Below are 16,294 nucleotides of genomic sequence, written 5' to 3'. Positions count from 1 at the left end.
TGCGCTCGCAATGACGGGAGCGCCGGATCAGCGTGTCGCCAAAGCGTTTGGCAATCGCGCGGCTTGGTCTCATTCTCGTCGCAAGCCCGAAGTCCTTTACCGCCATCGATCGGACAACGGATCGGGCATGGAGACTGAAGACCTATGGACGCCATCGCCAACACCGCCCTCCGGCCGGAAACGATCCCCGAGCGGACCCCGGTTCCGTCCTTCGATCTGGTGATCTTCGGTGCGGGCGGCGATCTCGCCTTGCGCAAGCTGTTTCCGGCTCTGGCCCAGCGCAGCCGCGAGGGCGTCCTGCCGCCCGAGAGCCGCATCCTCGGCATCGTCCGCAAGCAGGAGGATATCGAGGGCCTGCCCAAGCAGATCGCCAAGCGCCTGACGGAGGAGGGCCTGTCGAAGGACGACGTCAAGGCCTTCCTGCAGCGCCTCACCGTGGTCATGCTGGATGCGGTCAAGCCCGAGACCTTCAAGGCGCTGAAGACGGCGCTGGGCGACAATGACCGGGTGCGCTCGTTCTATCTCTCGACGCCGCCGGACCTGTTCATCCCGATCTGCGAAAACCTCGCCGCAGCCGATATTCTGACGCCGACCTCGCGCGTCATCCTGGAAAAGCCGCTCGGGCGCGACCTCGCCTCGGCGCGCGAGATCAACGATGCCGTCGCGCGCATCCTGCCGGAGAGCCGGACCTACCGGATCGACCATTATCTCGGCAAGGAGACGGTCCAGAACCTGCTGGTGCTGCGCTTTGCCAACACCCTGTTCGAGCGCTCCTGGTCGAGCCGCGACATCGACAACGTCCAGATCACGGTCGCCGAGACGGTCGGGCTCGAGCAGCGGGCCGGCTATTACGACAAGTCCGGCCATATGCGCGACATGGTGCAGAACCATCTCATGCAGCTTTTGACGCTGTTTGCGATCGAGCCGCCGAACATGCTGGAGGCCGGCGCCGTCCGCGACGAGAAGATCAAGGTTCTCAAGGCGCTGCGCCCGATCGTGGGGCCGGACGTCCAGCGCTTCACCGTGCGCGGCCAGTACGTCGCCGGCCAGATCGACGGCCAGCGCGTGCGCGGTTACGCGGACGAACTCGGCCATGCCAGCAACACCGAGACGTTTGTCGCCATCCGCTGCGAGATCGACACCTGGCGCTGGGCCGGCGTGCCGATCTATCTGCGCACGGGCAAGCGCATGGCGCAGCGCTATTCCGAGATCGCGGTGACCTTCAAACCGGTGCCGCATTCGATCTTCGGCGGTGGCTCCTGCGACCGGCTCGACGCCAACCGGCTGGTCATCCGGCTCCAGCCCAATGACGGCGTGCAGCTCCAGTTGATGATGAAGGTGCCGGGCTCCGGCCGGCTCAAGGTCGTGCCGCGCCAGCTCGATCTTCGCTATTCGACCGCCTTCGACGAGCGCACGCCCGACGCCTATGAGCGCCTGCTCACCGATGTGATCCGCGGCGACCAGACCCTGTTCATGCATCGCGACGAGGTCGAGCAGGCCTGGACCTGGGTCGATCCGATCATCGCCGGCTGGCAGGAATACAGCCCCCATCCGCATCGCTATGCGGCCGGCTCCTGGGGCCCCTCGCAGGCGATCGGCCTGATCGAGCGCGAGGGCCGGTCCTGGGCCGACCCGGATCTCGTCTGATGCAGCCGACGTCTCCGATCGGCGGCACCATTGCCTGGCATCGCTTCGCCACCCTGGCCGATGCCTCGGAAGCCCTGGCCGAGGCCGTCTCGATCCGCCTGCGCGCGCTTCTGGCGGGGCAGGGCAGGGCGTCGCTCGCCGTGCCCGGCGGCACCACCCCGTCCCGCTTCCTCGCCGCCCTTGGCGCGATCGATCTGGCCTGGGAGGACGTCACGCTGCTGCCGACCGACGAGCGCTTCGTCGCGGCCGATGACGCGGCCTCGAACGAGCGCATGATCCGCGAACAGTTCGCCCCGCTGCGCGACGGTCGCGTCACCTTCCTGTCCTTCCACGGCCATGGCAGCGACATCGAGGCCGCCGCCGCCGTGCTCTGCGCCGAGCTCGCGGAAGCACCTCCGCTCGATCTTTTGGTCAGCGGCATGGGCACGGACGGGCATATCGCCTCGCTGTTCCCGGGCGGCGAATCGGGCTTCTCGGCCGCGCCCGACAGCGGCATCGTCATCGCCCGCCCGCCGGGCCTGCCGCCGCGCCTGTCGCTTTCCCCCGGCAGGCTGACCGGCGCCGGCTGGGCCAGTCTGCTGGTCTCGGGGGCGGTCAAGGAAGCCGTTCTGAAGACCGCCGCGGAGCGTGCCTCGCCCCTGCCGGTCGATCTCCTGCTGGCGCGAGGACAGGGTCTCGACGTCTATTGGGCGAAAGAGTAGACCCGCCAGGTCTCCGGAAGGGGACAGGTATTCAACCGATTGAAAGATGCTGACGATGGACGAGACTGCCGCGATTGCCCGGCTCAAGGCCTGTGGCGTGATTCCGGTCGTGGTGATCGAGGACGCCTCGCGCGCGATCGATCTCGCCCATGCCCTCGTCGCCGGCGGCATCGACGTCGTCGAGGTCACCCTGCGCCGGCCGGCTGGCTTGGCGGCCCTTGAGGCCATCGCGAAGTCGGTGCCGAACGCGCTTCCCGTCGCCGGCACCGTCGTCACGCCGGCTCAGGTCGCGCAGGTCAAGGATGCCGGCGCGCAGGCCGTCGTCAGCCCCGGCTTCAGCGAGGCGGTCGATGAGGCGCTGAAGGCGGCGGGGCTGCCCTGGCTGCCGGGCGTCGCCACGGCGTCGGACTGCATGCGCGCGGTCGCAGCCGGCCGCACCGTCGCCAAGTTCTTCCCGGCGGAGACGGCCGGCGGGCCGCCGGCCCTGAAAGCGCTGTCGGGCCCCTTCCCGCAGATGAGCTTTTGTCCCACCGGCGGCGTCGGCCTCTCCAACCTGTCGTCCTATCTCGCTTTGCCGCAGGTCATCTGCGTCGGCGGCTCGTGGCTCGTCCCGGCCGATGCCATCGCGGCCGGCGACTGGAAGCGCGTGACGCAGCTCGCGAAAGAGGCGAGCGCCGCGTTCAAGGCGCTGCGGGGCTGACCGCTCGCGTCATTCTCGGGCAAGCGCAGCGCGGACCCGAGAATCTCTTGCAGAATAAAACGCTGGCACGGAGGCCTCATCGGTCTGAGATGGTCGGGTCTTCGCCCGAGCATGACGCGCGCTACGCCGCCAGCCGCTCCGCCACGATCTCCGCGATCGCCAGCGAACTCGTCAGCCCGGGGCTCTCGATGCCCAGCAGGTTGACGAGCCCGGCGACGCCGTGGACATCCGGCCCGTCGATGCGGAAATCCGGCATCGGCTCGGTCGGTCCGTGCAGCTTGGGGCGGATGCCGGCATAGTCGGCGACGAGCGCGGCATCGGGCAGCGCCGGCCAATAGGTCCGGATCGCGGCATAGAACTTTTCGGCCCGCTGGGGATCGACGATCAGGTCCTGATCGTCATCGACCCATTCGACATCCGGCCCGAACTTGACCCGCCCGCCCATGTCGATCGTGGCGTGGATGCCTAAGCCCGCTGCCTCGGGAACGGGGTAGACCAGATGCGAGAAGGGCTGCTTACCCAGAAGCGCGAAGTAATTGCCCTTGGCGTAGTGCTGCACGGGCACATGCTCGGCCGGGAACCCCTCCAATTGCCCGAGCAGCTTCGGCGCTCCATGGCCGGCCGAATTGACGATCGTCTTGACCGTATAGGTCGCGGGCTCCTCGCCGCCGAAATCGACGCTGAAGCCATCCGCCTCGCGGCGCCAGCCGGCGATCGGCGTGTTGAGGGCCAGCGACCCGCCCGCCGCCTCGCATTCGCCGAGCAGCGACAGCATGAAGGCATGGCTGTCGACCACGCCGGTTTCCGGAGAGAGTAGCGCGATCTCGCAACGCACCTCCGGCTCCATGGCTTTCGCCTCGGCGGCGTCGAGCCAGCGTAGGCTGTCGACGCCCGAGGCCTGGGCGCGGGCCATGATCGTCTCCAGCGCCGGCTTCTGCGTGGCGGAGGTGGCGACGATCAGCTTGCCGCAGGCCTTGTGGGGCAGGCCTCGTTCACGGAGATAGGCATAGAGACGCTTGCGGCCGTCGACACAGACCCGCGCCTTCAGCGAGCCCGGCGGATAGTAGATCCCGGCATGGATGACCTCGCTGTTGCGGGCCGAGGTCTGCGTGCCGATGCCGTCCGCCGCCTCGGCGATGACGACCTCGCGCCCGGCCAGCGCCAACGCGCGAGCGACGGCGAGGCCGACGACGCCGGCCCCGATCACCAGGCAATCGATGTCATGCATGCGCGTGCCCCTCAGGCTCGGGCCGGCATCGCGGTTTCGATCAGGTTCGCCCAGTAGGTCACGCCGACCGGGATGACCGCGTCGTTGAACTCATAGGCCGGGTGATGCAATCCAGCCGACTCGCCATTGCCGATATTGATGAAGGCGCCGGGGCGCTCCTCCAGCATGTAGGAGAAGTCCTCCGAGCCCATCGTCGGCGGCACGGTGGTGTCGACCTTGCCCGCGCCGAAGGCGGCCTCGATCGTGCCGACCACGAAGTCCGCCTGCTCCGCGTGATTGAAGGTCACCGGGTAGCCGTGGAGATAGTCGCAAACGACGCTCATGCCGAAGGCGGCCATGATGCCCGCCGTCACCTCCTTGATCCGCTTCTCCGCCAGCTCGCGCATCTGCGGCGTCAGCGTCCGCACCGAGCCCTTGAGCTCGACGGTCTGCGGGATGACGTTGAAGGCCTCGCCCGCATTGATGGCGGTGACTGAAACCACGATTGAATCCAGCGGGTCGGCATTGCGCGAGGAGATCGTCTGCAGCGCGGTCACGAGCTGGCAGGCGGCGACGATCGGGTCGTTGACGCGATGCGGCGCGGCGGCATGGCCGCCCTTGCCCTCGATCTTGATGTGGATGCGGTCGGCGGCGGCCATGGTCGGGCCCTTGCGGACGTCGAACTGGCCGACGGCCAACCCCGGCTTGTTGTGCATGCCGTAGACCTGCTGGATGCCGAAGCGTGTCATCAGCCCGTCATCGATCATCGCCTTGGCGCCGGCCCCGCCTTCCTCCGCCGGCTGGAAGATCACGATCGCGGTGCCGTCGAAATCGCGCGTTTCGGCGAGGTACTTGGCTGCGCCCAGCAGCATGGTGGTGTGGCCGTCATGGCCGCAGGCGTGCATCTTGCCCGGCACGGTCGAGCGATGCTCGAGATTGGTCTCCTCATGGATCGGCAGCGCGTCCATGTCGGCGCGCATCGCGATCACCTTGCCGGAGCCCTGGTTGCGGCCCTTGATGACGCCGACGACGCCGGTCTGGCCGATGCCGGTGACGACCTCGTCGACACCCCAGGCCTTCAGCTTCTCCGCGACGACGCCGGCCGTCCGGTGGACGTCGTACATCAGCTCGGGATGACGGTGGAGGTCGCGGCGGATCGCGGTCAGCTCGGGATGAATCGCGGCAATGAGTTCGGCTTTGGGCATTGTGACCTCGAAAAGGGGCGGAACCGATCCGCTGGGGGCGGATCGCAGGGCAAGCAGATTGTCAGCGGAGCCGGTCAGGCGTCGGCGGGGACGTAGCGGCGCGACAATTCGTTGCGGTCGTCATAGGACGCCTCGAAGATGGCGGCAGCCAGGGTGGCGCGGACATGCAGCGTGTCCGTGCCGATGTTCTTGAAGCCGTGGCGAGCGCCCGCTGGCACCAGCACCGACTGGTTGGCGGTGACGACCATGGTCTGGTCACGCAAATAGATCTCGGCCGTTCCGCCCATCACCTCGAGCACCTCTTCGACCGCATGCAGATGCATCGGGGCGCCCAGGCCAGGTTCGCAGAACTGCTCGAAGATGCAGAGCTGCCTGCTCTGGACCAGCGCGGAGACCCGCACCTGTGTCATCACGCCATCGCGCCATTTGTCCTGCGGCTGCGTCTTGTGGTCGAGGATCGTCATCTCGCATTCCCTCAGCTTCGTCCGCGCCCCGTCGAGACGGCCCCCCGCCGGATCTGGCAAGCGCGGCACATCCTCCCAAAACCCGAACGCGGAGCAGCGTCAAGGCCGGGCGCCGCGACCCTGCCGCGCGCCCGCGGCACTGCGCCCCTCTTCTCCCTCCCCCCGCTTGCGGTGGGGAGGGCCGGGGTGGGGGGCAGTTCCGCTCGGCGAGACCATCCAGGATCGCGCTCTGGCTTTCCGGCCCCCCACCCTAACCCTCCCCACCGCAAGCGGGGGAGGGGACATCAAACCCCGAACTGCGTCCGCCAGGCGGCGATGTCGTCGAGCGCCACGTTCGAGCCGCAAAGCACGAGGCCGACGCGTTCGCCGGGCTTGAACATCGCCTTGCTCGCTTGCGCCGCAGCCACCACGCATGACGCCGCCGGCTCCAGCAGCACGCGCCCGTTCTGCAGCACCCAGGTGATCTCGCGCACCGCCTCGGCGTCGGGCACGATCACGATGTCCTCCAGGAACTGGCGGGCGGCGGCCATGGTGCGCTGCGTGGCGAAGGGGGCGCCGAGCGTGCGCGCGATCGAGGTCGGCCGGATCGGCACCGGCTCGCCCGCCGCCAGCGCCTGCGTCATCGTCGTCGCGCCTTCCGTCTCGACGCCATGGAGGCGCAGCGCCGGATCGAGCCCCTTCATCGCCGCGCCGACACCGGCCGCGAAGCCGCCGCCGCCGATCGAGATGAAGACATGGTCGAGCCGTCCGCCAGCATCATTGTTCAATTCGAGGCCGAGCGAACCGTGTCCGGCGATGATCGCCGGGTCGTCATAGGAATGGACGTTGGTCATGCCCTGCGCGGCATAATCCTCGGCTTTCGCGAAAGCCGCGATCGAATCCTCCGCGAGTTCGACGTCGGCGCCCAACGACCGGGCCATCTCGACATTGAAGGCCGCCGCGTTCGCCGGCATCAGCACCAGCGCGCGGCAGCCCATGGACTTGGCGACCAGCGCCACCGCGATGGCATGGTTGCCGCCCGACACCGTGACGACGCCGCGCGCCAACTCCTTGTCGCTCAGCCCCATCAGCTTGTTGAAGCAGCCGCGCACCTTGAATGAGCCGCCGAGCTGCAGGCTCTCGACCTTCACCACCGTCTCGACGCCGAGCCGGGCTGACAGGCCGGCGCTGTGAAAGGTCGGCGTGCGCCTGATCTTGCCGGCGATGCGTGCCGCGGCTGCCTGTATATCGCCCAGAGTGACGTCGAAGTTCATGCCTGCGCCTCGTGCTTGCGTCGCAGCTCTTATAGAAGGTCGGGGCGGATGCGGAAACGCATCCAGGGCAATCTCCCGAAGCGCCTCAGGCGCGACGTTTGCCGCTCCCTCCCCCCGCTTGCGGTGGGGAGGGCCGGGGTGGGGGGCAGTGCCGCTCGGCGCGACGAAGAAGGTGAGGGCGAGCCCTGCTTTGCGGCCCCCCATCCCTAACCCTTCCCCACCGCAAGCGGGGGAAAGGGAATGAGCCCAGCCTGCAAGCAATGGCCCGGCAAACGCGCCGTTGGCATGCAAGGCGAGGGAGCCTACACAATATATCAGGACAGCCGAATGATGCGCGGCGGCATGAAACCTGCCTGCCGCCGCCTTTTTGGAGAACAGCCTCGTGACCATGACGCCGCAGACGATGACGCCGAAGGAGATGCTGGCGAAGCTGGTTTCGTTCAACACGGAATCGCAGCGCAGCAATCTCGACCTGATTCATTTCTGCCGCGACTATCTCGCAGGTTTCGGCGTCGAGAGCACGCTGGTGCCCAGCGAGGACGGCCAGAAGGCCAATCTCTACGCCACGATCGGCCCGAAGGTGGATGGCGGCGTCGTTTTATCGGGCCATACCGACGTCGTGCCTGTCGCGGGCCAGGACTGGACCTCAGACCCCTGGACGCTGACCGAGCGCGACGGCAAGCTCTATGGCCGCGGCACCTGCGACATGAAGGGGTTCGATGCCATAGTGCTCGCCCTCGTGCCGCAGATGCTGGCGGCGCCGCTGAAGCGGCCAATCCACATTGCCCTGTCCTATGACGAGGAGGTCGGCTGCCTCGGTGCGCGCCTGCTCGCCAAGGCGATGACGGCCGCCGGGCTGAAGCCCTCGGCGGCGATCGTCGGCGAGCCCTCGATGATGCAGGTCGTCACGGCCCATAAGGGCGGCACCCGCATGCGCACCACCGTGCGCGGCCACGCCGTCCATTCCAGCCGCGTCGATATCGGCGTGCCCGCCGTGATGATCGCCGGCGAGCTGATCCACTGGCACAACCTCGTCATGGCGGAGAACAAGGCGCGCACCTCGCCCGACAACGGCTTCGAGCCGCCCTACAGCACGACCCATGTCGGCACGGTCCAGGGCGGCACCGCCGTCAACATCACCGCCGAGCTTTGCAGCTTCACCCATGAGGTTCGCGTCGTTCCCGGTGACGAGCGCATGGACTATGTCGGGCGCTACAAGGCCAAGGTCGCCGAGCTCGAGGCGCAGATGCAGGCGGTCGCGCCGGAGACCGGGATCACCGTCGAGATCACCTCCTCGACGCCACCGCTCGCGCCGGAGACCGATGGTGCCGCCGAAGCCCTGTCGCGCCGCCTCACCGGCGACAATGGCAGCCATGTCGTCGCCTATGGCACCGAGGGCGGGCTGTTCCAGGGCGAGGGCTGGTCGACCGTGGTCTGCGGCCCCGGCGACATCGCCCAGGCCCACCAGCCCAACGAGTTCATCACGGTTGCGCAGTTGGAGGCGGGGGCAGCGTTCGTGCGTGGGGTGATTGGTGAGCTGGCGCGGTAGCGTTCGGGCGAGGCGCGATGGCGGCGCCTCGCTTTTGTTACGGGCAATGATAGCTCGCCCGGCAATGATCTACTAAGCTGCAAGCTTCTCGATATCTTTTGTAAATCTATGCCAGCCTCGAAGCTGAGCCTCGGGGTTTGAGATCGGCTTTCCTTTGATATACATCCAGTTGGCGCGGATTCGAAAAGGGCCAATAGCCTGCGTCACGAACGCGAATTCTTCGCTAACGTGCTGGCCGTCCTCGGTGCGAACACCAATCTGGATATCGATAATTTCCAAGTAGGCCTTCCCAAAACCGCTTTTCGGGCTGAACGCACTAACTATCCAAGGGTCAATCGCCTTTGGAGTTACCGCCCGATCATACGCTTTGAAAAGCGTGTCGTAGACGACCTGGGGGCCAACTCGATCAATGAGCGAAGTCACCATCAGGAGGTGGAACTGGCCATTTCCGTCGATCGCCCACGCAAAGCCTTCCGGCTGTACGCCATGGGCTCGCAGAGCCGCCAAATAGTCGGCTGCAGCCTGACGCCTCTCCGGGCTCAACGGATCCGGATTCAGAGAGATCTCAGCCATTCGCAGACGCCTCCCTTTCCGAAAACCGCTGCAACCATCTGCCGGGCCACGATCCTAGCCATCTTGCCAGCATCGTAATCGTGCATTCGATCCCAGTCGAATGCAACCTTGAGCCTGCCCCTCAATTCGGGAGGAACGGCTGTTAGGTCAACACCCGACTCTTTAAAAAGTACCTTAAGGTCGTGAGTGTAAAGTTCAGGATAGCTATCTTTGGAGGGCCATGCGTTCCAACGACGACGGCGAATGATTAAGGCTTTCAACTCAAACTCGACCGCAGTTCCCGCTGCATTCCAAGCCTCACGGCAATGCTTGCGATCATTCACCATCGCATAGGCCACGGCGCGCTTGTCTTCAGCGCGTGCGACAAAATCGTCCGCCGTGATAGCCTCGCCGCGCTGCACGCCCACCCCTTTTGTTGGGGGAACGGTGCGATGTCGAATTGTGGTTGGTCAAGGCCACATGCCGGAACGGCTGTGCATGATAAAACAATAGCGCATCGACGGTGATAGAGTTTTTGGTCATGTTCCCTCGCGATTGTCCGCGACTACGCTTCCAAATCCATTTCTGACCGTCTGCCCCAAAATCGCGCACATCCTGCCCCCACCCATGCGCCCCACGCGCATTACCCCCGTGACTCGCGCGCAACCTGCCCTTAACATCTCCCCTTTCGGGCGCCCCATCGCGCCTGCCAGGGAGGTGTCACGTCCATGAAAGCGCGTGTTTTCGGGTTTGCTGCCGCATTGCTTGGGGTCTCGTTGCTGGCGCTGGGTGCAGCCGAGGCCCGGCCGCTGAAATGGGCCGCTGCGGGCGATGCCCTGACGATCGATCCGCACGGCCAGAACGAGGGGCCGACCACCTCGCTCAACCAGCACATCTATGAAAGCCTGACCGAGCGCGACCATGCCGGCAAGCTCCTGCCGCTGCTCGCCTCGTCCTGGCGCGTGCTGCCCGACGATGCGACGACCTGGGAGTTCAAGCTGGAATCGGGCGTCAAATTCCATGACGGCAGCCCTTTCACCGCCGACGACGTGGTGTTCTCCTATGAGCGCGCCATGCAGCCGACCTCCGACTTCAAGGGCTATCTCACCTCGGTCGAGAAGGTCTCGAAGGTCGATGACCTGACGGTGCGCATCAAGACCAAGGGGCCGAACCCGCTTCTGGTCAACAACACCTCCTCGATCCGCATCATGAGCAAGGCCTGGGCGGAGAAGAACGGCGCCACCAAGGCGCAGGATTTCAAGAACAAGGAAGAGAACTTCGCCGTCCGCAACGCCAACGGCACCGGCCCCTTCATCCTGGTCTCGCGCGAGGCCGACGTGAAGACGGTGATGAAGCGCAACGACGCCTACTGGGCCAAGGCCAAGGTGCCGCTGGAGATCACCGAGCTGACGCTGGTGCCGATCAAGCAGGACGCCACCCGCGTCGCGGCGCTGCTGTCGGGCGAGGTCGATTTCGTCCAGGACGTGCCGGTGCAGGACATCGCCAGGCTCAAGACGCAGCCGAAGCTGCGGGTCAATTCCGGCGCCGAGAACCGCACCATCTTCTTCGGCATGGACGTCGCCTCCGCCGACCTCAAGGGCGACGACGTCCAGGGCAAGAACCCCTTCGCCGACAAGAAGGTGCGCCAGGCGCTCAACATGGCGATCAACCGCCCGGCGATCCAGCGCGTCGTGATGCGCGGCGAGTCGGTGCCCACCGGCGTGATCATGCCCCCCTTCGTCAATGGCTGGACCAAGGAACTGGACTCCTTCCCGGCGGTCGACAACGCCAAGGCCAAGGCGCTGCTGGCGGAAGCCGGCTATCCCAACGGCTTCTCCGTCACCCTGAACTGCCCCAACGACCGCTACGTCAATGACGAGGGCATCTGCCAGGCGGCAGTCGGCATGTTCGGCCAGATCGGCGTGAAGGTGAACCTGGTCTCGCAGTCGAAGTCGATCCACTTCAACCTGATCCAGAAGAACCCGCCCGAGACCGAGTTCTACCTCGTCGGCTGGGGCGTCCCGACCTATGATTCCGACTACATCTTCTCCTACATGTACCATTCGCGCACGGGCTCGCAGGGCTCCTGGAACGCGACCGGCTTCAAGAACGCCGAGATCGACACGATGATCCAGTCGCTCTCGAAGGAGGTCGATCTGCCCAAGCGCGATGCCACCATCGCCAAACTCTGGACCCGGCTGAAGGACGAGACGATCTACCTGCCGATCCACAACCAGTCGCTCAGCTATGCGATGAGCACCGCGCTCGACATCCCCGTCGACGTCGCCAACAACCCGAAGCTCAAGATGGTGAGCTTCAAGGGGTCGTAGTCATTCACGTCATCCGCGCGTGAACCTCCGCCGTCATCCCGGACAAGCCGCGTCAGCGGCGCCGATCCGGGATCCATGCCTGAACGGTTCCGGCATGGATCCCGGGTCTGCGCTCCGCTCCGCCCGGGATGACGTGGAGAGTTGTCTTCTGACGGCCTTCGAAGGGTAACCCCGCGATGCTCGCCTATATCCTGCGCTCGCTGATGCAGGGCATCATTGTGATGCTGGCCGTCGCCTTCATCGCCTTCTCGATGTTCCGCTTCGTCGGCGACCCCGTCGTCAACATGCTCGGCCAGGAGGCGACGCTTCAGGACCGCGCCGAACTGACGGAGCGGCTCGGCCTCAACGATCCCGTGCCGCTGCAGTTCGCCCGCTTCGTCGGCGATGCGGCGCGCGGCGATTTCGGCATCTCCTACCGTCAGGGCCGCAAGGTCTCCTCGCTGATCCTCGAGCGGCTTCCCGCCACGGTGGAGCTGGCCGTGCTGTCGGCGATTTTCGCCTTCGTCTTCGGCGTCGGTCTCGGCGTCTATGCCGCGATCCGGAGCGACGGCTGGATCGCCAATCTCGTGATGTCGCTCTCGCTGATCGGCGTCAGCCTGCCGACCTTCCTGATCGGCATCGGGCTGATCTACATCTTCGCCGTCGAATTGCGCTGGCTGCCCTCCTTCGGGCGCGGCGACACGGTGGCGCTCGGCTGGTGGAGCACCGGCCTGCTGACCGTCAGCGGGCTGAAATCGCTGGTGATGCCGGTTCTGACGCTCGGCTTCCTCCAGCTCACCCTGATCATGCGCCTCGTCCGCTCCGAGATGCTGGAGGTGATGCGGACCGATTTCATCCGCTTTGCCCGGGCGCGGGGCATTCCCGAGCGGCGCATCGAGTTCCGCCACGCTTTGCGCAACACGCTGATCCCCGTCATCACTATCGCCGGCGTGCAGCTCGGCGGCGTCATCGCCTTCGCCATCGTCACTGAGACGGTGTTCCAGTGGCCGGGCCTGGGCGCGCTCTTCGTCAACGCCGTGCAGTTCGTCGATGTGCCGGTGATGTCGGCCTATCTGCTCTTCGTCGCCTTCGTCTTCGTGCTGACCTCGCTCATCGTCGATCTCGTCTATGTCGCGCTCGATCCGCGCCTGCGCAGCGGCAATCCGGCGATGGCGAAGTGAGGCCGCGATGATCGCGTTCAACCCCTCAGTCATTCCGGGGCGGCCCGTAGGGCCGAACCCGGAACCCACGACCGGGCGAGCCCGGTCGGATCAACCTTCCCTGAGCACGTTTCGAGGCGAGGCCTCTCACCCGGTCGTGGGTTCCGGGTTCTTCGCTGCGCGAAGCCCCGGAAAGACAGAGGGTGCGCCTTGACCACGCTTCATCCCCAAACGTCCAATCCGCCCGGCCGTCTCGCGCGCCTCTGGGATTCCGACCTCGCCTTTTCCTTCCGCTCCTCGCCGGTCACGGTCGCGGCCACGCTGCTGGCGCTGCTGCTCGTGCTGGCGGCGGTCGCGGCGCCGCTGATCGCGCCATACGACCCCTTTGATCCCGCCTCGCTCGATCTGTCGGACGGTTTCTCGCGGCCGATGGAGCCCAACGAGATCACCGGCAAGGTCTTCTGGCTGGGTTCGGATGCGCAGGGCCGCGACATCTTCTCGGCCATCCTCTACGGCTCGCGCGTTTCGCTGCTGGTGGGCGCGGCCTCGGTGCTGTTCTCGCTGGTCATCGGCGTCGGCCTCGGGCTCGTCGCCGGCTATCTCGGCGGCCGCACCGAGGCGCTGATCATGCGCGTCGCCGATGTGCAGCTCTCCTTTCCGGCGATCCTGGTGGCGCTTCTGGTGTTTGGCGTGGCGCGCGGGCTGATCCCGCCGGCCTTGCAGGAGCGCATGACGCTGCTCGTGCTCGTCGTCGCCATCGGCCTGTCGAACTGGGCGCAATATGCCCGCACCGTGCGCGGCTCGACGCTGGTGGAAAAGAACAAGGTCTATGTCGACGCCGCCCGCCTGATCGGGCTGAAGGCCTGGCCGGTGATGCTCAAGCACGTCCTGCCCAATGTCGCCGGCCCCGTGCTGGTCATCGCCACGATCAACCTGGCGCTCGCCGTCATTGAGGAGGCGACCTTGTCCTTCCTCGGCGTCGGCATGCCACCGACCCAGCCATCGTTGGGCACCCTGATCCGCTTCGGCCAGCAATATCTCTTCTCCGGCGAGTGGTGGATTTTGCTTTTCCCCTCGCTCGTGCTGGTCCTGCTCGCCTTGTCGATCAACCTGTTCGGCGACTGGCTGCGCGACGCGCTCAACCCGAAGCTGAGGTGAGGTTGATCGGCATGATGGAGACGGCCGCGACAATCCATGACGCTGTCATCCCGGACAAGCCGCGCAGCGGCGCCGATCCGGGATCCATGCCTGAACCGTTCCGGAATGGATCCCGGGTCTCCCTTCGGTCGCCCGGGATGACATGCGGAGGGACGTTCGCGAGTCGATGGCCGGATCGAAGCAATGGTTGAACATCCGACCCTGCCCGTTCTCTCCGTCCGCGACCTCACCGTCGAGTTCGTCACCCGTCGCGGCACCCTGCGGGCGCTCGATCGCGTCTCCTTCGACGTCGCGCGCGGCGAGGTGCTCGGCGTCGTCGGCGAATCCGGCGCCGGCAAGTCGGTCACCGGCTCGGCCATCATCGGCCTGATCGACCCGCCCGGCCGCATCGCCGGCGGCGAGGTCGTGCTCTCGGGCGAGCGCATCGACAACCTGCCTGACGAGGCGATGCGGAAAGTCCGCGGTAAGCGCATCGGCATGATCTTCCAGGACCCGCTGACCAGCCTGAACCCGCTCTACCGCATCAGCGAGCAGCTGATCGAGACGATCCGCGTCCACACCGATCTCGACGCCACCCAGGCGCGCGCCCGCGCCATCGCCCTGCTCGACGAGGTCGGCATTCCCGCGCCCGAACGCCGCATCGATTCCTATCCGCACGAGTTCTCCGGCGGCATGCGCCAGCGCGTCGTCATCGCGCTCGCGCTCTGCGCCGAGCCGGAATTCATCATCGCCGACGAGCCGACGACGGCCCTCGACGTCTCCGTGCAGGCGCAGATCATCGCGCTGATCAAGCGCCTCTGCAAGGAACGCGGCACCTCGGTCATGCTGGTCACCCACGACATGGGCGTCATCGCCGAGACGGCCGACCGCGTCGCGGTGATGTATGCCGGCCGTGTCGCCGAGATCGGCCCGGTGCGCGAGGTGGTGAAAGCGCCGCTCCACCCCTATGCCAAGGGGCTGATGGGCGCGATCCCCTCGCTCGAGGGCGAGGCGAAGCGGCTCGTCCAGATCCCCGGGACCATGCCGCGGCTATCGGCCATTCCGCCCGGCTGCGCCTTCAACCCGCGTTGCGCCCAGGCCTTCGCGCGCTGCCATGTCGCGCGGCCCGAGCTGATCGCGGTCGGCGACCGCAAGGTCGCCTGCCACCTCTATGACGAGCCATCCTCCAGCGGGCCGACCACGGAGATCGCAGCGTGAGCCAGCCTTCCGCCGAGCCGCCCTTCGTCAGGGTCCACGACCTGCGCCGCGTCTTCGACGTCTCGAAGCCCTGGCTCAACCGCATGCTGGCGAATGCACCCCGGCAATATCTCAAGGCGGTCGACGGCGTCTCCTTCGAGATCGCCGCAGGCGAGACCTTCGCGCTCGTCGGCGAATCCGGCTCCGGCAAGTCGACCGTGGCACGCATGGTCGTCGGCCTGCTGCCGCCATCGGACGGCACGGTGACCATCGCCGGCGTCTCGATGAACGACGTCGCGGCCGCCCAGGAGCGCCAGCGCCTGCGCCGCCGCATCCAGATGATCTTCCAGGACCCTTACGCCTCGCTCAATCCGCGCTGGCGCGTCGGGCGGATCATCGCCGAGCCGATCCGCGCCTTCCAGATCATCGAGGGCGAGGCCGCGATCAACGATCGGGCTGGCGAACTGCTGACGCTGGTCGGCCTGCACCCCGACGACCGCAGCAAGTTTCCGCACGAGTTCTCGGGCGGCCAGCGCCAGCGCATCGCGATTGCCCGTGCGCTCGCCTCGGACGCCGAGTTCATCGTCTGCGACGAGCCAACCTCGGCGCTCGACGTCTCGGTCCAGGCCCAGATCCTCAACCTGATGCGCGATCTGCAGGAGCGGCTCGGGCTGACCTATCTGTTCATCTCGCACAACCTCGCCGTGGTCCGGCACATGGCGACGCGGATCGGCGTGATGTATCTCGGCCGCCTCGTCGAGGTCTCGGAGAGTCGCCAGCTCTTCTCACAGCCCCGCCATCCCTATACCCGCATGCTGCTCGACGCGGTGCCCGACCTCGCCATGACCGGCAAATCTCGCGAGGGCGTCAAGGGCGAGATTCCCAATCCGATCTCGCCGCCCTCCGGCTGCACCTTCCACCCGCGCTGTCCGCTGGTCTTCGAGCGCTGCCGTGTGGAGGCGCCCCCGGTCATCGACGGCGTCGCCTGCCATGCGGTGAACCAGGGTCGCGAGGCGGCCGCCTGAAGCGAGACCATCGCTGGAAGCCGAGGCTCGTCCCCCCCCCCCCGCTTGGGGGGGGGGGGGGGGGGGGGTGGGGGGCAGTGCCGCTCGGCGGGACGATGCCGGACAGAGCCCGGCCCTTTATACCCTCCGACGCCGCCGCCGGAGCCGGGAAGTGTGAGTGCGGGTGGGGGCCGCGCCTGGTGCAAACG

The 16,294-nt window shown here is 66.6% G+C and carries 15 protein-coding genes; 9 read left to right on the top strand and 6 right to left on the bottom strand.

Going from position 1 to position 16,294, the window contains the following annotated elements; genetic code table 11:
• The first annotated feature begins 144 nt into the window (after positions 1 to 144).
• From zwf to eda, 3 genes are read left to right on the top strand one after another with little or no spacing between them, the layout of a single operon-like run.
• Positions 145 to 1,647: a glucose-6-phosphate dehydrogenase gene (zwf, locus tag AE618_RS05545; protein WP_054208061.1), complete on the top strand. Its 1,503-nt coding sequence runs from the start codon at positions 145 to 147 to the stop codon at positions 1,645 to 1,647.
• Positions 1,647 to 2,348, top strand: a complete 702-nt coding sequence (locus AE618_RS05540) for a 6-phosphogluconolactonase (protein ID WP_054208060.1) — start codon at positions 1,647 to 1,649, stop codon at positions 2,346 to 2,348. The genes zwf and AE618_RS05540 overlap by 1 nt, the downstream gene beginning before the upstream one ends.
• Before the next feature lie 55 nt (positions 2,349 to 2,403).
• Positions 2,404 to 3,048: a bifunctional 4-hydroxy-2-oxoglutarate aldolase/2-dehydro-3-deoxy-phosphogluconate aldolase gene (gene eda, locus AE618_RS05535; protein ID WP_054208201.1), complete on the top strand. Its 645-nt coding sequence runs from the start codon at positions 2,404 to 2,406 to the stop codon at positions 3,046 to 3,048.
• Positions 3,049 to 3,169: 121 nt separating this feature from the next.
• Here eda and AE618_RS05530 read toward each other — a convergent pair whose 3' ends face one another.
• The 4 genes from AE618_RS05530 to AE618_RS05515 all read right to left on the bottom strand — a co-directional run bounded on the left by AE618_RS05530 (position 3,170) and on the right by AE618_RS05515 (position 7,177).
• Complete coding sequence (locus AE618_RS05530; RefSeq protein WP_054208059.1) at positions 3,170 to 4,276, bottom strand: NAD(P)/FAD-dependent oxidoreductase; 1,107 nt, start codon at positions 4,274 to 4,276, stop codon at positions 3,170 to 3,172.
• A gap of 11 nt (positions 4,277 to 4,287) precedes the next feature.
• The gene (locus AE618_RS05525; protein WP_054208058.1) at positions 4,288 to 5,460 is read right to left on the bottom strand and encodes a M20 aminoacylase family protein; all 1,173 of its coding nucleotides are present in this window, start codon (positions 5,458 to 5,460) and stop codon (positions 4,288 to 4,290) included.
• A 74-nt stretch (positions 5,461 to 5,534) separates the two neighbouring features.
• Complete coding sequence (locus tag AE618_RS05520; RefSeq protein WP_054208057.1) at positions 5,535 to 5,924, bottom strand: cupin domain-containing protein; 390 nt, start codon at positions 5,922 to 5,924, stop codon at positions 5,535 to 5,537.
• Between the two features lie 284 nt (positions 5,925 to 6,208).
• Complete coding sequence (locus AE618_RS05515) at positions 6,209 to 7,177, bottom strand: threonine ammonia-lyase (protein WP_054208056.1); 969 nt, start codon at positions 7,175 to 7,177, stop codon at positions 6,209 to 6,211.
• Between the two features lie 388 nt (positions 7,178 to 7,565).
• Between AE618_RS05515 and argE the strand changes: the two genes are divergently transcribed.
• Positions 7,566 to 8,726, top strand: a complete 1,161-nt coding sequence (gene argE, locus AE618_RS05510) for an acetylornithine deacetylase (RefSeq protein ID WP_197280688.1) — start codon at positions 7,566 to 7,568, stop codon at positions 8,724 to 8,726.
• 72 nt (positions 8,727 to 8,798) lie between these two features.
• Here argE and AE618_RS05505 read toward each other — a convergent pair whose 3' ends face one another.
• Together AE618_RS05505 and AE618_RS27825 are read right to left on the bottom strand one after the other, a co-directional pair.
• Positions 8,799 to 9,299: a hypothetical protein gene (locus AE618_RS05505; RefSeq protein ID WP_054208055.1), complete on the bottom strand. Its 501-nt coding sequence runs from the start codon at positions 9,297 to 9,299 to the stop codon at positions 8,799 to 8,801.
• A complete protein-coding gene (locus AE618_RS27825) occupies positions 9,281 to 9,700 on the bottom strand; it encodes a hypothetical protein (RefSeq protein ID WP_156330123.1) in 420 nt (139 codons plus the stop codon). The genes AE618_RS05505 and AE618_RS27825 overlap by 19 nt, the downstream gene beginning before the upstream one ends.
• A gap of 306 nt (positions 9,701 to 10,006) precedes the next feature.
• On the opposite strand from AE618_RS27825, the gene AE618_RS05500 reads away from it, so the two are divergent.
• The 5 genes from AE618_RS05500 to AE618_RS05480 all read left to right on the top strand — a co-directional run bounded on the left by AE618_RS05500 (position 10,007) and on the right by AE618_RS05480 (position 16,106).
• A complete protein-coding gene (locus AE618_RS05500) occupies positions 10,007 to 11,608 on the top strand; it encodes an ABC transporter substrate-binding protein (RefSeq protein ID WP_054208054.1) in 1,602 nt (533 codons plus the stop codon).
• 176 nt (positions 11,609 to 11,784) lie between these two features.
• Positions 11,785 to 12,768 (top strand): ABC transporter permease, encoded by a 984-nt coding sequence (locus AE618_RS05495; RefSeq protein WP_054208053.1) that lies wholly within the window; start codon positions 11,785 to 11,787, stop codon positions 12,766 to 12,768.
• A 189-nt stretch (positions 12,769 to 12,957) separates the two neighbouring features.
• Positions 12,958 to 13,905 (top strand): ABC transporter permease, encoded by a 948-nt coding sequence (locus tag AE618_RS05490; protein WP_054208052.1) that lies wholly within the window; start codon positions 12,958 to 12,960, stop codon positions 13,903 to 13,905.
• Positions 13,906 to 14,088: 183 nt separating this feature from the next.
• The gene (locus tag AE618_RS05485; RefSeq protein WP_054208051.1) at positions 14,089 to 15,102 is read left to right on the top strand and encodes an ABC transporter ATP-binding protein; all 1,014 of its coding nucleotides are present in this window, start codon (positions 14,089 to 14,091) and stop codon (positions 15,100 to 15,102) included.
• A gap of 83 nt (positions 15,103 to 15,185) precedes the next feature.
• Entirely contained in the window at positions 15,186 to 16,106 is a 921-nt protein-coding gene (locus AE618_RS05480) for an ABC transporter ATP-binding protein (RefSeq protein ID WP_082365039.1), read from the top strand.
• Positions 16,107 to 16,294 lie beyond the last annotated feature (188 nt).

Origin of the sequence: Allobosea vaviloviae (genome assembly GCF_001298265.1) — a bacterium.
GTDB lineage: Bacteria > Pseudomonadota > Alphaproteobacteria > Rhizobiales > Beijerinckiaceae > Allobosea > Allobosea vaviloviae_B.
This window is presented reverse-complemented; position numbering and strand designations above follow the sequence as displayed.

Excerpts from the sequence above, each read along its gene's own strand:
- zwf (WP_054208061.1), top strand. The coding sequence starts at position 145 with ATGGACGCCATCGCCAACACCGCCCTCCGGCCGGAAACGATCCCCGAG.
- AE618_RS05540 (WP_054208060.1), top strand. The coding sequence starts at position 1,647 with ATGCAGCCGACGTCTCCGATCGGCGGCACCATTGCCTGGCATCGCTTC.
- eda (WP_054208201.1), top strand. The coding sequence starts at position 2,404 with ATGGACGAGACTGCCGCGATTGCCCGGCTCAAGGCCTGTGGCGTGATT.
- AE618_RS05530 (WP_054208059.1), bottom strand. The coding sequence starts at position 4,276 with ATGCATGACATCGATTGCCTGGTGATCGGGGCCGGCGTCGTCGGCCTC.
- AE618_RS05525 (WP_054208058.1), bottom strand. The coding sequence starts at position 5,460 with ATGCCCAAAGCCGAACTCATTGCCGCGATTCATCCCGAGCTGACCGCG.
- AE618_RS05520 (WP_054208057.1), bottom strand. The coding sequence starts at position 5,924 with ATGACGATCCTCGACCACAAGACGCAGCCGCAGGACAAATGGCGCGAT.
- AE618_RS05515 (WP_054208056.1), bottom strand. The coding sequence starts at position 7,177 with ATGAACTTCGACGTCACTCTGGGCGATATACAGGCAGCCGCGGCACGC.
- argE (WP_197280688.1), top strand. The coding sequence starts at position 7,566 with ATGACGCCGCAGACGATGACGCCGAAGGAGATGCTGGCGAAGCTGGTT.
- AE618_RS05505 (WP_054208055.1), bottom strand. The coding sequence starts at position 9,299 with ATGGCTGAGATCTCTCTGAATCCGGATCCGTTGAGCCCGGAGAGGCGT.
- AE618_RS05500 (WP_054208054.1), top strand. The coding sequence starts at position 10,007 with ATGAAAGCGCGTGTTTTCGGGTTTGCTGCCGCATTGCTTGGGGTCTCG.
- AE618_RS05495 (WP_054208053.1), top strand. The coding sequence starts at position 11,785 with ATGCTCGCCTATATCCTGCGCTCGCTGATGCAGGGCATCATTGTGATG.
- AE618_RS05485 (WP_054208051.1), top strand. The coding sequence starts at position 14,089 with ATGGTTGAACATCCGACCCTGCCCGTTCTCTCCGTCCGCGACCTCACC.
- AE618_RS05480 (WP_082365039.1), top strand. The coding sequence starts at position 15,186 with ATGCTGGCGAATGCACCCCGGCAATATCTCAAGGCGGTCGACGGCGTC.